The following is a 13,514-nucleotide window of genomic DNA, read 5'->3' on the forward strand; positions in this document are numbered from 1 at the left end:
TAAATAAAAGGAATGGGAGTAATTAATAATTTAGGGAAAAAGCTGGACAAGAAAGTAATCGGTTTAATTTTCGGAATAGTATTGCCAATACTCGGCTTTGTCTTTTTCTGGCAGTGGAAACATGATACTAAATCATTAAGTGAAGTTTATCGTTTTATGGCTTCAAGCTCAAACAATAGAAACGAATTGTTGATCTTTCCGGTGATTCCTAATTTACTTTTATTTTATTTTACAAATTTTCAATGGCGATGGGATAAATTTACAACAGGATTAGTTGCCGTTACCATTTTTCTAACTGTTATTGTTGCATTATTAATTCTTTTGTGAAAAAACTATATATCATAGCTGGTGAGGCATCTGGAGATTTGCATGCAGCAAACCTGATGAAAGCAATTTTAGAGGAAGATGCTAATGTTGACTTTCGATACTGGGGTGGAGACAACATGGCAGAAGTTGTTGGTAAACCTGTGAAACACATCTCGGACCTTGCCTTTATGGGCTTTATTGAGGTAGTTGCCAATTTAAAAACCATCCTTGGAAATATTAAGTTTTGTAAACAAGATATTCTAAAGTATAAACCAGATGCCTTGGTGTTGGTGGATTACCCCGGATTCAATCTGAGGATTGCAAAGTGGGCTAAAGCTCAGGGTATTCCAGTAATTTATTATATCTCACCGCAAATTTGGGCGTGGAAACAAAATCGTGTTCATACCATAAAGAAAGTGGTGGACAAAATGTTGGTCATCCTTCCTTTTGAAAAAGAATTCTATGCTAAATTCGGAATGGATGTGACTTTTGTTGGACACCCTTTATTGGATGCAGTTGAACAATTTATTGCCAAAACAGATAAGGTTGATTTGTATGCCAAGCATAACTTAGACGAACGTCCGGTGATTGCGCTTCTGCCTGGAAGCCGTAAACAAGAAATCAATACGAAGCTTCCAATTATGTTGGACAGCTTATCGAAATTTGATGAGTACCAATTCGTTATTGCTGGTGCGCCTGCAATGCCTCGTTCGTTTTATGAACCTTTTTTAAAACACTCTGAAAACGTAAGGTTAATTCATGGTGAAACTTATGATTTACTTTCTATTGCCACCGCAGCTTTGGTAACTTCTGGAACGGCAACTTTAGAAACAGCACTCTTTGAAGTGCCTGAAGTGGTTTGTTATAAGGGTTCCTCTATTTCATATCACATTGCAAAACGTTTGATTAAAGTAGATTATATTAGTTTAGTCAATTTAATTCTTCAAAAAGAAGCTGTTAAGGAATTGATTCAACAAGAATGTAACGCAGAACAAATAGAAAAAGAACTTCAGTTGATTCTGCCAGGACAAGCGAAAAATGAGAAACTAAAAAAGGATTATTCTGAATTGCTCAAAATTCTAGGTGAAGGTGGAGCAAGTAAAAAAGCAGCAAAAGAAGTCTGGATTCAATTGGCAAATAAATAATTATTTTCGTGAAATGAAGCGATTACTCCTAATGTTTATCTTAATGGTCTCTTCGCCAATAGCGATGGGAAATGATATTAACATAGGAGTTTACCGTTCTCACAACATCCAACGCATTGACTTCTCCTATTATGAAGGGAGTTATATGATTTTTGGAGATACCACACCTTTTGGCGCACTGCTGCCGAATGAGTTTGTTTCGATTACACGTGTGGGAAATAAAGTTGAACTTAAAAAAGGGGTGAGGTCACTCGGTACTTTTAATCAAGTGACATTGAAACCTACGGGAAATCATTTTGCCTTGCGATTGCGTCCCAGAACACCTGTTTTAAAAGAAAGAAAATACCACGATGGATTTAAAATTTCATCTGGAAAGAAAGGCCTCACCATTGTAAATGATGTGTCTTTTGAACATTATCTTGGCGGTGTGGTTGAATCTGAAGGTGGTGGTGGAAAACCCATCGAATATTATAAAGCTCAAGCGGTTATTTCAAGAACTTACGCTTTGAAGTACTTTAATAGGCATGCAAAAGAAGGTTTTAATTTATGTGATCAAGTTCATTGTCAAGCTTATTTCAATAAATTAATCTATACAGATGATATTCGAAAAGCGGTGATTGCAACGGACGGACTTTATATTGTTGATACAATGACCAATCAATTGATCGATGGTTTTTTTCATGCCAATTGTGGAGGACAAACCAGTAGGTCTGATTATGTGTGGAGAGAAGAAATTCCATATTTACAACCTTTCAAGGATACATTTTGTATTTACACCCGTCAAGCAACTTGGGAAAAGAGAATTCCTAAGGTACAATGGAGAAACTTTTTAGTCAACACTTATTTTTATCCCATTGAAGACAGCTTGTACAAGCAGGTTGTGTATACTTTTGAACAAGAGGACAGAAAAGCATTTTATTTGAGTCCACATTTAGGAATTCCATTGCGTGATTTAAGGTATCACTTCAAATTAAAATCTACTTTTTTCTCTTGCTATCCTGAAGGTCAAGATGTGGTGATTAAGGGCCGTGGCTTTGGACATGGTGTTGGATTATGTCAAGAAGGAGCTATGGGAATGGCAAAACACGGATTAAATTACCAACAGATTCTTTCCTTTTACTTTGAAGGAATACAGTTTAAGCACTATTTTGAAAAAATGTTCTTTAACCAATCTCCTTACAATACCATTGATTTTTAAGGGTTCATTTACTTTGAAAAAGCGCCGTCTTTATACTGAACCAATTGAACATCTAACATCCAATTCAATACACCCACTAAATGATGGCGTTCAACTCCTTTAAGTTCTGCTAAGAATTCTTCCAAAGTAAACGCTTTTTCCTCCAGTAGATTTTCGATAATTCCTTGAAGTTCTTCGGCGCTGTAATTTGACTTTTCTTCTGCTAAACAGATGTCACACTTGCCACACGGCTTTCCTTCTTGTCCAAAATACTTTAGGAGCAAGATGGAGCGACAAATGGGTTCTTGAACAAAATTCAACATGCTTTCCAATTTCTTTAAGGCTACATCCTTTCGTGTTTGGTAAACCTTTTGGTCGATGCGCATGTATTCATCGGGTAAGCGCTCATGAAGCAAGGTTACTTGGGGCAGTTCAGATTGCCATGAAATATCGGCCAGCCCTTGTTTTTCGATGTATTGCAATTCTTTGTGAATCTGTGCTGTTGATTTTCTGAGTTTCTGCGCAATTTTTGCTTCGTTGACTTCATAGTAGTTGGAAAAAATCCCAGGATTACTTCTGGATATTAATGAAATCAAAGGGTCGTATTCTTCGTTTTTTAATTGAAAGTTGTAGAGCGTCTTATTGCTCACGATAAACTTTAGTTTTGTTGGATGAAAAACAGCTTCGTTAAAGAGTATTGACCCGTTCAGCTGAAGGATCTTTAATGCATTATAGGTCGGTAAAGGCTCAAAATCATATTTCTTTACCAATTCCTTGATGTTAAGACCGTAACTTTCATTCATTCCCGAGCCAATTGCGATACTGAAATGATTACACAATGCACGATATACCGTTTTGATGAAGTCAATAGGAGGAAATTGTTGTGCTATTCGTTGTCGTAATTTAACTAAGTCAACTTGCGAATAAAACGCCATATTTCTAGAGGCTTTACCATCTCTACCAGAACGACCTGCTTCTTGGAAATAGGCTTCTAGATTGTTCGGAATTTCATAATGCAACACAAAACGCACGTCTGGTTTATCGATTCCCATACCAAAAGCATTGGTAGCAACTATAATTCTAATGTGATTGTTTAGCCAAGCATCTAATTTTTTCTTCCGTTCCTCCCCTGGGAGTCCACCGTGATAAACTCCAGCAGAAAGATTGTGTGCAATGAGTAAACGGGCTATTTCTTTGGTTTCTCTTCTTGTTTGGCAATACACGATTCCAGTGGATCCACTAAATCTTTTGCAAGCTTTAAGAATAGCGTTTCTCTTATTTTCAACAGCATAAACTTCATAAGAAATATTGTCACGCGCAAAATCACCTTCAAAATAATTGATGTTGCGCATTTGAAGTTGTTCTATAATGTCTTTTCTGACTTCTTCGGTTGCTGTTGCCGTAACAGCAATCATCGGAACCTCAGGATGAATCTCGCGCAGTTTATAAATTTCTAAATATGGAGGACGAAAATCGTGTCCCCATTGGGAAATACAATGAGCTTCATCAATGGCAATGAGTGAAACTTGCATTTGTTTGAACCGGGCCAGAAAAATATCTGTTTTTAATCGCTCAGGAGAAACGTACAAAAAGTCTAATCCTCCAAATTTCGCATTGTCAAGAATAATGTCGATTTCTCTTCTCGACATTCCTGATGTGATGGCCGCAGCTTTTAATCCTTTTGACTTTAAGTTTTTGACTTGGTCTTGCATTAGCGCAATCAAAGGGGAGATGACTAAGCAAATCCCTTCTCTAGCGATTCCTGGAACTTGAAAACAGATTGATTTCCCACCTCCGGTTGGCAACAAAGCGAAGGTGTCTCGGCCGTTAATGGCACTTTGAACAATGTCCTCTTGTTGCTTGCGGAAACTCTCAAATCCCCAGTATTTTTTTAATATCTCAACAGCTGTCAATGGTCAGAAATTTATTTAACAAATGTAGTTAAAAATAAAGCAAATTTGAAGGGTGATTAGTGAGTCTATTGAAAAAACAGTATATTTGCAGCAATATCAAAAATAATATGGAAACATCAAAATATACAATCAAAGCTACACGAACTCAAAACAGTAAAATCAATGAAGTGGATTGGGATAACATTCCTTTTGGAAGGGTTTTTTCTGATCACATGTTGGTCATGGATTTTAAAGATGGAAAATGGGGAGAGCCTGAAATTATTCCTTTTGGAGATATGGCATTACACCCAGCAACATCTGCAATTCACTACGGACAGTCGATTTTTGAAGGGATGAAAGCATACAGAACCAAAGATGGTGACCCAGTAGTTTTTCGTCCAGAAATGAATGCTCAGCGTTTTAGAAAGTCTGCTCACCGTATGTGTATGGCTGATATTCCTGAAGATTTATTCTTGTTTTGCTTGAATGAACTATTGAGATTTGATGATCAGTGGGTACCGAAGAAAAGTACGAATTCAATGTACATACGTCCATTCATGTTTGCAACTGATGGATATACTGGGATTAAGCCTTCTGAAACATACCGTTTCATGATATTTACATGTCCGGTTGGTTCTTACTATACTGAGGCCATTAATTTGAAAATTGAGGAGGATTATACGCGTGCAGCAGCAGGTGGAGTTGGAGCAGCAAAAGCAGCAGGTAACTATGCCGCTTCTTTGTATCCAGCGAAATTAGCGCAAGATCAAGGTTATCATCAATTGATTTGGACAGATGCTCAAACTCATGAATATGTAGAAGAAGCAGGAACAATGAATATTCTTTTTGTTATTGACGGAAAATTGGTGACTCCTAAAGAATCGGATACAATTCTTGCAGGGATTACAAAACGTAGCGTAATTGAAGTCGCTAAAGACTGGGGGATGACCGTTGAAGAACGCAAAATTACAGTGAAAGAAATTATTGAAGCCATTGAAGAAGGTAGAATGACAGAAGCGTTTGGAGCGGGAACTGCTGCAACAATAGCACCTGTTAAAATGATTGGATTTAAAGGTAAAGAATATCACCTTCCAGGAGAAGAGAAACGTACTTTCTCGAAGAAAGTAGTGGAGGAACTAGACAATATTAAATACGGAAGAATTGAAGATCGATTTGGATGGGTTAAAAAAATCTAATTTATCTTTAAAAGAAATAAGAAACGACTCAATTGAATTGGGTCGTTTTTTTTGCACCATGTATTGTTTTCTGCTATAAACACTCATTTCAACCTTAATCACGTTAAACAAACTAAAAACTTAAGCAGATCAATGCTTATTTTCGTTTTAAAAGAAGATGCTTTAAGATTATCTTTATATTTTTGAACATCATGAAGAATTGGATTGTTGTTTCATTGTTGTCGATTTTATTGGTGGGTTGTGGAATTTCCATGGGAACACGAATTGATAACGGGAACTTAAGTGTTTTTTTTCTCGAAGCGGTTCCGAAAGATAAAGCCATCGCTTTTTCCAAATATTGGAAAAATGAAGGTTTCGTTGGAGAAGAAAAGCAAGTTATTCAATTGGATAAAATCGATGGTGTGATCGTGGTGAAATTGATTGAACGTGAAATGTATCACAAAGATCTGCTGAGCATCACAGAGGAAGCTATGATTCAACAGCTTGAACGTGATTTAAAAAGAGACGTATTTGGTTTGGAAACGCAAATCATGATTACAGATAATACTTTTCGACCCATACTAAAAAGATAATTATATGAAAATTTCAGGTTCTATATACTCTGATAAAAACAGAAGTTTAAAAGAAACTATTCTAGATCTAGAAGCCCATCAAGTCGATTTGCTACATGTAGATTGTAATGATGATTTAAGTGTATTTGATGATATTGCTCAAATTAGAGAATGGTGCGATATGCCGATCGATTTGCACATCATCACAGAAACACCAGAAAAGTACTTCGATTTACTCAGAAAACACCCCGTGGAGTATGTAACCTTTCAGTATGAACAATTGAAAGAAAAGTTAGAAATTCCAGCTGATATTAAAGGTGAAAAAGGATTGGCGCTAATCACACCAACTCCAGTGTCTGCATTTGATGATTATGCTTCATATGATTTTGTGCTTTTTATGGCGACTATCCCTGGACAAAGTGGTGGCGTTTTTGACCCTGAAAATTTTAGGAAAATACGTGAATTCAAAAAGAAGTATCCAAATAAAAATGTGCATGTTGATGGTGGAGTAAATGGAGAGGTTTCTTTTATTCTCCGCAATATGGGAGTGCATTCTTCCGTCTCTGGTAGCTTTTTGTTTAAAGGGGCAAGTGTTGGTCATGCATTAATGGACCTGACAAAACGCGCTATTCAATCTCAATTTAAAATTCGAGATTTTATGATTCCATTGGAAGAATGTCCTGTTGTTCAATGTGAAACCATTACTTTTAAAAGGGTACTCGAAGCCATCGATCAAGGTAAACTGGGTTTTACAATAATTGAGAAAAACAATCAATTTGATGGGATTATATCTAATGCTGATGTTAGAAAAGCAATGATAAAAAACTTTGAAGATATTGCAGGGCTAGAAGTTACTGAAATGATTAATCACGACCCCATTACAATTGATGCAGAGGCAAATGTAGATGACATGTTAAACCTTGTGCGTAAACAGAGTTTTCCAGTGATGTACTTGCCAGTAATCAATGCAAATAATAAAACTGAAGGAATTGTTACCTTCGTAAACTTAATTAAAGGAGAAATATGATTTTAAAATTAAATACATCTGTAAGTGCTAATGATGCAGCACAGTTGGCAGAAAAACATAAAGCATTTCATATCCATTATAATGGAAGTCAGCATTTGATCACTTCTTCATCAATGAAAGAAGTTCCTAGTGAATTAGCTGCTAAGGTTGAAGAAAGCTGGGTCTTTGCAAATGACATGCAATTGGCTTCTAGAGCATTTCAACAAAAAACACGTGAAATTAAAATTGGCGACCTCACAATTGGAGGTGATACAAAAAATACCATCCTCATTGGAGGACCTTGCTCTGTAGAGTCATTAGAACAAATTCAGCAAAGTGCGCAATTGATAAAATCTCAAGGTTTAACTACGCTTCGTGGTGGTTGTTATAAGCCAAGAACAAGTCCATATAGCTTCCAAGGTTTAGGATTGGAAGGTTTGAAGTTGTTGGCTCAAATGAGAGAAGAACATGGCTTGAGTGTGATTACGGAAGTAAGGGATGCTACTCATGTTGATGAGGTGATTGAACACAGTGACATTATTCAGATTGGTGCAAAAGCAATGTATGATCAAGGGATTTTACGTGCATGTGCGAAAATCAATAAACCGGTCTTACTGAAAAGAGGATTTGGTTCAACTTTACAAGAGTTTGTTCAGGCAGCTGAGTTTATTTTGTCTGGTGGAAATGACCAAGTTATTTTATGTGAAAGAGGGATCAGAACTTTTGAAACCAATACACGTTTTACATTAGACCTTTGTGGAGTAGCGTATTTACAAGAGTATACAAACTTGCCCATTATTTTAGACCCTAGTCATGCTTTAGGATACCGATATGGAATTGAGAAATTAGCAAAAGCATGTGTGGCTATGGGGATTGATGGACTTTTAATTGAAGCACATCCAGACCCTTCTGTTGCTAAATCAGATGCTGCTCAACAATTAACCCATGAACAGTTTGTTGCTTTGAAGTCAGCCATAGAACCAGTTGCAGCGAGTGTAGGATATAAAATTGTATAATGAAATTATTGACCACAAACCTTGAAGCTGTTTTAAAGCGAAATGGCCGCAGTTTATCGCAGTTTTTAACTGAGCATAATGTGGGTAAGGTAGCTGATTTGAAATTGGGTGAGCTTGAACTTTTTTGTTTTCAAGAAAAACTACAGCTCACCAATCTTCTTTCTTATAATTTATCTGTTGATAAACAAAAACTGAAAAAGCTAAAATTGCTGATTCTAGATGTTGATGGAGTAATGACTGATGCTGGAATGTTCTTCTCCGAGAATGGGGATCAGATTAAAAAGTATAATGCCAAAGATGGTATGGCGATAATGGCTTTAAAAAAACATGGTGTTGAGGTCGGTATCATTTCTTCTGGATTTAAACTTGAAATGGTGAAAGCCAGAGCAGAACTTTTAGGCATCGAACATTTATATGTTGGACGAGATCCGAAAATGGAAATACTAAAAGGATGGTGTGAAAAACTAAACATTGATTTGGCTGAAGTTGGTATTATCGGTGATGATATCAATGATTTACAGGTAATGAAAAGTGTTGGGTTTTCTGCTGCTCCAGCTGATGCTGTTCCGGTTGTAAAGCAACATGTCGATTTGGTTCTTCAAGCTAAGGGGGGGAGAGGTTGCGTGCGTGAATTTATAGACCATTATTTACTGGACGAACCTTTACAGGGTAAGTAGTCAAAATAATGGACTAATCTTCACAGAGTTCTTTTTTTGAAGTTTGGGTTGGAGATACTATCGCTTGATTTACTTGCTTTGCATTAATGAACGCACCATTAGCACCCAATGCTTCTAAAGAATCATCAAACGATTGACTCTTGAACTTGTTTTCTTTTTCTTTCCACTTGGGGATTTTACTTTCTTTTAACATCATAATTTCTAAGTTTAGTATTGATATAGCAATAATGAGTCCAATTTTGTTCTGGAAAATAAAAATCACTCCCGATATCGAGAGTGATTTTCTTTATTGTTAGGATAACTGTCTCTAATCCACTTGAATAATCAAAACACCTAGTTGTGTGTTCAACCCCATAATTGGAGTGGCAGCGTAGTGGTGGTTATTGTACATTTTTGTCATGGCCTCTTTGGCATTCACTAAACCAGGATCACTAAAGTTGGTGTTTTCATCTTTCTTGTTTGTACTTAAAAGAGCAACACTTGTGTTATGATCTACAAGCATAACCTTTTCAACATCAAATGTTTTAAGGGTTTGCAAGAAGTATTGATTAACTTGATTCATGTTTTCGGCAATCATTTCACTACGCACGGCAAGCGCTAAAGTGTTTGAAAGTTGTTTTATGTTTTCAACTTTTATCCTTTCTATCTCTGCTTCATGCTCTTGTGTTAGGGCAGTGATTTCTTTTTCGTATTTAGATTCCATTGCTCTGTTTGCGAAATAACCCCATGCCGCACTAATAATTAATAGCACAAAAAGGAAGAGACTTAAAAAATGCTTTTTCCAAAAAGGCTTCTTTTTAGGCGTTTCTTTTCCAATGGAACTAGAACCTGCCATTGTATCTTTTTTTACTGGTATGTTTTCATTTGTTGTCATTAGTCTACTTTTTTCAATGTTAAACTACCTCTAGGTGTTTCTAGAATTAAATTTAGTCCTTTTAAATGATATACTGGTTGACCACGGAGAATAGTTAAAATTTCATTCTCTAAATCTGAAGTTTCACCGCAGTACATTCTTGTGGAGGCCAATTGTTCAACAATCATTTTGTTGTATTCGAACCTTAGGTTTCCATTGACTTGATTACATCCAGCAAATCCACTCATTTTTTTAGTGTTGAGGTTGAATTCAAAATGTGGACGTTCTTTTGGAAACTGTCTCGCGGTAAGTGTTTCACCATTTAATTTTTCAAGTGCCCAAATGTCATGTATTTGAGGTGTTCCTCTGTAAAATCCACATCCTGAGTAATCGATTCCCTTTTTTTCATTTGTTTTACGCACCATTATGTTAACACTTTTTCCCGTTTCCATGCAGTCTACGATATCTATATTCACACGTATGATGTGTGTTTTATTTTCGCTGAATAATTGAACGACATCAGCTCCTTGTGCAACGATTTTTTCATTGGTGTCTGAAGTAAAATAAATGTTGTTTTTGGTGTCTGTAAAAACAATTTGACCTCCAAATCGAACAGATAGCTTCCAAGACTCGTCTTGAGCGTTCGCATAGAAATCAACAGCGGTTGGTGAAGGGTGTTTTACTTGTCCCATTTCAGATTGATTTTCCACTTGTTCCTTCTTTTTGTTGTTTTCTTTAGAGTTGCCGCATCCCACACTGAGGAAAAGTACACTTGTTAATATAATTGATGTTATAACTTTCATATTTGTTGTTTTTCTATTTATTTAAGGTAATCGTTTTTATCTAAATTAAGCCATTCTATAGTAGAATTTGCAAAAATATCTTCTTTTACTTGTTGCGAAAGATCACTTTCTTCAATAAACTTACCAATTTCTAAATCACCGAGTGGAAAAGGGTAGTCTGTTCCTAAACAAATTTTAGAACTGCCTTGTACCTTAATCATGTATTTCAACATGTCGATGTCATGAGTGATACAATCTATCCAAAACTTCCCTAAATATTTTCTAGGGTTTACATCGTTGTCAATAGCCACTAAATCAGGTCTGCAATTAAATCCATGTTCAATTCTTCCTATGGTCGGAATAAATGAACCTCCCGCATGAGAAAAACAAACCCTTAGCTTAGGAAGTTTTTCCAATGCCCCACTGAATATTAATGAACAGGCTGCGCGCGAGGTTTCTGCAGGCATTCCCACCAACCATGGAAGCCAATATTTTCTCATTTCATCAAAGCCCATCATGTTCCATGGATGAATCATTACTGCGAGTCCAAGTCTTTCACAGGCCTCAAAAATAGGGAAGAAACGTTCTTCACTTAAATTTAGTCCATTGATATTGGAGCCAATTTGTATTCCTTTCATTCCTAATTTATGGATGCGCTCTAATTCCTGAATGGCCAACTCCGTATCTTGCATAGGCACCGTTCCTAATCCAATGTAGTTTTTTGGGTAACGCGTAACCAAATCTATAATGTGGTCATTTAAAAACTGGCTGACTTCAAGACCATCCTTTGGCTTTGCCCAGTAGGAAAACAATACTGGTATCGTACAAACTACTTGCACTTGTGTATTGAAATTTTCATATTCTTTAATTCTGACATCCTCTTCCCAACAGTTTTCTTTAATTGTTCGAAAATATTTACCTCCTTGAATCATATCGGCTTTACCATCATCTCTTTCTTCAAGGAATATAAAATCACCATATCCAAACTTTTTTGCCCAATCAGGAAGTGTCTTTGGAATGATATGGGTGTGCATGTCAATTTTTAACATAATGAAAATATTAGTTTAAGCTTAAGTCGACAAAATACCAAAAAATATTTTGATTTGAATTGCGAATCTATTTTAATTGAAGCTGAAGTCAGAAGCTAATCATTGGTGGAATACAATATTTTATTGTTCAATAAACTAAGAATCTGTATATTTGCACAATGTACTCAAGGAATTATCTACTATTCATTGGAATCATAGCTCTAATGCTTAGTGCTTGCGGACCAGCGAGGTTTGTTGAGCCTCTGTCAAAAAATGAAAACGCAATTGGAATCGATTTGGGAGGGCCAATGGTTAAGGTGCCAGGACTTGCTACTATACCGATTCCTTTTTCTTCTGTTACCTACGGTAGAGGGGTAAGCAATAATTTAACCATACATGGAAGTTGGTATACAACTGCTGCAGTATTTGGTGTCGCCCAAATTGGGGGCGGTGCAACCTACGGTGCATGGAAAAGCAAAAATCAAAAACATGGTGCTTCTGCTATGCTTGGATTCAATACGGCTATAGATGTGTTCGAAAATAATTTTAAGTTTTGGCCTCAATTGGATGCACATTATTTTTATAAATATAATTTCAGGTCCCTTACGCAGGATGACTTGCTCAACAAAGGGGGGAGACCAAGTGCCAATATGCTGTATGTCGGGATAGGGTCTTGGTATGAATTGAGCAGTGTAAAAGCGCATGGTGAAAAACAAGAAACGGTTGTAGTTCCAATGTTAAATTTAGGACATGATTTGAATTGGAAGAAATGGACCTTTAAAACGGAACTTAAGTTACTTGCTCCATTTTCATCGAATGAAGATATCGTTTTAGATTATATTAGTTTAACAGGAAAAAAAGGTGCAACAGGTTTGTACTTTGGATTAATTAGAAGATTTTAAAATGAGAGGTATTATTTCCATCGTGTTAATTGCTGTATTCATCCTTTTCGTAGGATGCAGAAAGCGATTGGACGATTTCTTATTTAATAATGACAATAGCATTACTGAATATCGTTTAGATAATTATGCAGGAGAATTGTCTTTGGAGCTTCCTACAGATTATTATATCCCTGAAAGTGACATCCATCAATTTGAATTTACCATTGAAGATGGAGAGGAAACCTTGAAAATTGCGGCAATTTTTGTAGGAGATGTGAATGCCATTCAAACGGATACAGTTATTTTATATTGTCATGGAAATAGAGATCACATGGATCATTATTGGCCCAGACAAAAGCTATTAAGTTATGTTGGACACCAAGGGAGGTTTGGGGTTTTAATGTTTGATTATCCTGGTTACGGCTTGTCTGAGGGTAAGCCCACGGAAGAAAACATGTATGCCGCAACAGACGGTGCTTTAAATTGGTTGAAAGAAAAGGGATTAGAAAATGATCGCTTAATTGTATACGGTTATTCATTAGGAAGCGCAGCGACATGCAAATCGGCAGGGGACAAATCATTTGCTCTACAACCCCATAAAATTGTATTGGAAGCGCCCTTTGCCAGCAGTGCAGTTATGGTGCAAGATGCCTCATTAATAAATATGCCTTCTTCCTACATGGTGGACATTAAAATTGATAACGCTGAACAAATTAAACAATGTAATGTTCCATTGTATTGGATGCATGGAATTGATGATGATTTTTTATCCTTTACTTCACATGGACAATTGGTCTATAACAACCACAATATGAGTTGGAAAATTAAAAGTGAAGTGCCTGGAGCAGGACATAACAATGTGCCTGTTTTTATTGGTCTTGAGGAATATAAGCAAAGTCTTCTCAGTTTTATTTTGAGTGATTCATAATTCTTTTAAAATATTTTAATGTATAGACAACCTTCACTAACCGCCAAACGTTTATAGGATAACAAAAAACAAATTT

Annotated in this window: 15 protein-coding genes; 10 read left to right on the top strand and 5 right to left on the bottom strand. The window is 36.3% G+C overall.

Annotation, left to right across the window (positions count from 1 at the left end):
• The first annotated feature begins 12 nt into the window (after positions 1–12).
• The 3 genes from ACN0U3_RS08045 to ACN0U3_RS08055 are packed head-to-tail and all read left to right on the top strand — an operon-like array spanning position 13 to position 2,649.
• Complete coding sequence (locus ACN0U3_RS08045) at positions 13–327, top strand: hypothetical protein (RefSeq protein WP_299205882.1); 315 nt, start codon at positions 13–15, stop codon at positions 325–327.
• Positions 324–1,451, top strand: a complete 1,128-nt coding sequence (lpxB, locus tag ACN0U3_RS08050; protein WP_417265795.1) for a lipid-A-disaccharide synthase — start codon at positions 324–326, stop codon at positions 1,449–1,451. The genes ACN0U3_RS08045 and lpxB overlap by 4 nt, the downstream gene beginning before the upstream one ends.
• A 13-nt stretch (positions 1,452–1,464) precedes the next feature.
• On the top strand, positions 1,465–2,649 hold the full coding sequence (locus tag ACN0U3_RS08055; RefSeq protein WP_417265796.1) for a SpoIID/LytB domain-containing protein: 1,185 nt from the start codon (positions 1,465–1,467) through the stop codon (positions 2,647–2,649).
• Positions 2,650–2,657: 8 nt separating this feature from the next.
• Here the strand turns inward: ACN0U3_RS08055 and ACN0U3_RS08060 are convergent, their stop codons facing one another.
• Positions 2,658–4,541: a RecQ family ATP-dependent DNA helicase gene (locus ACN0U3_RS08060; RefSeq protein ID WP_417265797.1), complete on the bottom strand. Its 1,884-nt coding sequence runs from the start codon at positions 4,539–4,541 to the stop codon at positions 2,658–2,660.
• 107 nt (positions 4,542–4,648) lie between these two features.
• Between ACN0U3_RS08060 and ACN0U3_RS08065 the strand changes: the two genes are divergently transcribed.
• The 5 genes from ACN0U3_RS08065 to ACN0U3_RS08085 all read left to right on the top strand — a co-directional run bounded on the left by ACN0U3_RS08065 (position 4,649) and on the right by ACN0U3_RS08085 (position 8,966).
• A complete protein-coding gene (locus ACN0U3_RS08065) occupies positions 4,649–5,716 on the top strand; it encodes a branched-chain amino acid aminotransferase (RefSeq protein WP_299205877.1) in 1,068 nt (355 codons plus the stop codon).
• 191 nt (positions 5,717–5,907) lie between these two features.
• Positions 5,908–6,288, top strand: coding sequence for a hypothetical protein (locus tag ACN0U3_RS08070; protein ID WP_417265798.1), 381 nt, complete (start codon positions 5,908–5,910; stop codon positions 6,286–6,288).
• 4 nt (positions 6,289–6,292) lie between these two features.
• The gene (locus ACN0U3_RS08075; RefSeq protein ID WP_417265799.1) at positions 6,293–7,294 is read left to right on the top strand and encodes a CBS domain-containing protein; all 1,002 of its coding nucleotides are present in this window, start codon (positions 6,293–6,295) and stop codon (positions 7,292–7,294) included.
• Complete coding sequence (gene aroF / locus ACN0U3_RS08080; protein ID WP_417265800.1) at positions 7,291–8,289, top strand: 3-deoxy-7-phosphoheptulonate synthase; 999 nt, start codon at positions 7,291–7,293, stop codon at positions 8,287–8,289. The genes ACN0U3_RS08075 and aroF overlap by 4 nt, the downstream gene beginning before the upstream one ends.
• Positions 8,289–8,966, top strand: coding sequence for a KdsC family phosphatase (locus ACN0U3_RS08085; RefSeq protein WP_417265801.1), 678 nt, complete (start codon positions 8,289–8,291; stop codon positions 8,964–8,966). The genes aroF and ACN0U3_RS08085 overlap by 1 nt, the downstream gene beginning before the upstream one ends.
• Positions 8,967–8,979: 13 nt before the next feature.
• Here ACN0U3_RS08085 and ACN0U3_RS08090 read toward each other — a convergent pair whose 3' ends face one another.
• The 4 genes from ACN0U3_RS08090 to ACN0U3_RS08105 form a co-directional block, all read right to left on the bottom strand.
• Positions 8,980–9,162 (bottom strand): hypothetical protein, encoded by a 183-nt coding sequence (locus tag ACN0U3_RS08090; protein ID WP_417265802.1) that lies wholly within the window; start codon positions 9,160–9,162, stop codon positions 8,980–8,982.
• 111 nt (positions 9,163–9,273) lie between these two features.
• Complete coding sequence (locus ACN0U3_RS08095; RefSeq protein WP_417265803.1) at positions 9,274–9,840, bottom strand: hypothetical protein; 567 nt, start codon at positions 9,838–9,840, stop codon at positions 9,274–9,276.
• A complete protein-coding gene (locus ACN0U3_RS08100; protein WP_417265804.1) occupies positions 9,840–10,622 on the bottom strand; it encodes an META domain-containing protein in 783 nt (260 codons plus the stop codon). Before ACN0U3_RS08100 ends, ACN0U3_RS08095 begins: the two co-directional genes overlap by 1 nt.
• Before the next feature lie 17 nt (positions 10,623–10,639).
• Positions 10,640–11,650, bottom strand: a complete 1,011-nt coding sequence (locus ACN0U3_RS08105; RefSeq protein ID WP_417265805.1) for an amidohydrolase family protein — start codon at positions 11,648–11,650, stop codon at positions 10,640–10,642.
• A 203-nt stretch (positions 11,651–11,853) separates the two neighbouring features.
• Here ACN0U3_RS08105 and ACN0U3_RS08110 point away from each other — a divergent pair, with 203 nt between their 5' ends.
• Positions 11,854–12,531 (top strand): hypothetical protein, encoded by a 678-nt coding sequence (locus tag ACN0U3_RS08110; RefSeq protein WP_417265806.1) that lies wholly within the window; start codon positions 11,854–11,856, stop codon positions 12,529–12,531.
• A gap of 1 nt (position 12,532) precedes the next feature.
• Positions 12,533–13,438 carry an alpha/beta hydrolase gene (locus ACN0U3_RS08115; RefSeq protein ID WP_417265807.1) on the top strand — a complete coding sequence of 302 codons (906 nt, stop codon included), beginning with the start codon at positions 12,533–12,535 and terminating at the stop codon, positions 13,436–13,438.
• Positions 13,439–13,514 lie beyond the last annotated feature (76 nt).

Source organism: Brumimicrobium sp., from assembly GCF_048268645.1.
In the GTDB taxonomy this organism is placed as follows: Bacteria; Bacteroidota; Bacteroidia; order Flavobacteriales_D; family Crocinitomicaceae; genus Brumimicrobium; species Brumimicrobium ulvae.

Excerpts from the sequence above, each read along its gene's own strand:
- ACN0U3_RS08045 (WP_299205882.1), top strand. The coding sequence starts at position 13 with ATGGGAGTAATTAATAATTTAGGGAAAAAGCTGGACAAGAAAGTAATC.
- ACN0U3_RS08055 (WP_417265796.1), top strand. The coding sequence starts at position 1,465 with ATGAAGCGATTACTCCTAATGTTTATCTTAATGGTCTCTTCGCCAATA.
- ACN0U3_RS08065 (WP_299205877.1), top strand. The coding sequence starts at position 4,649 with ATGGAAACATCAAAATATACAATCAAAGCTACACGAACTCAAAACAGT.
- ACN0U3_RS08070 (WP_417265798.1), top strand. The coding sequence starts at position 5,908 with ATGAAGAATTGGATTGTTGTTTCATTGTTGTCGATTTTATTGGTGGGT.
- ACN0U3_RS08075 (WP_417265799.1), top strand. The coding sequence starts at position 6,293 with ATGAAAATTTCAGGTTCTATATACTCTGATAAAAACAGAAGTTTAAAA.
- aroF (WP_417265800.1), top strand. The coding sequence starts at position 7,291 with ATGATTTTAAAATTAAATACATCTGTAAGTGCTAATGATGCAGCACAG.
- ACN0U3_RS08085 (WP_417265801.1), top strand. The coding sequence starts at position 8,289 with ATGAAATTATTGACCACAAACCTTGAAGCTGTTTTAAAGCGAAATGGC.
- ACN0U3_RS08090 (WP_417265802.1), bottom strand. The coding sequence starts at position 9,162 with ATGATGTTAAAAGAAAGTAAAATCCCCAAGTGGAAAGAAAAAGAAAAC.
- ACN0U3_RS08095 (WP_417265803.1), bottom strand. The coding sequence starts at position 9,840 with ATGACAACAAATGAAAACATACCAGTAAAAAAAGATACAATGGCAGGT.
- ACN0U3_RS08100 (WP_417265804.1), bottom strand. The coding sequence starts at position 10,622 with ATGAAAGTTATAACATCAATTATATTAACAAGTGTACTTTTCCTCAGT.
- ACN0U3_RS08105 (WP_417265805.1), bottom strand. The coding sequence starts at position 11,650 with ATGTTAAAAATTGACATGCACACCCATATCATTCCAAAGACACTTCCT.
- ACN0U3_RS08110 (WP_417265806.1), top strand. The coding sequence starts at position 11,854 with ATGCTTAGTGCTTGCGGACCAGCGAGGTTTGTTGAGCCTCTGTCAAAA.
- ACN0U3_RS08115 (WP_417265807.1), top strand. The coding sequence starts at position 12,533 with ATGAGAGGTATTATTTCCATCGTGTTAATTGCTGTATTCATCCTTTTC.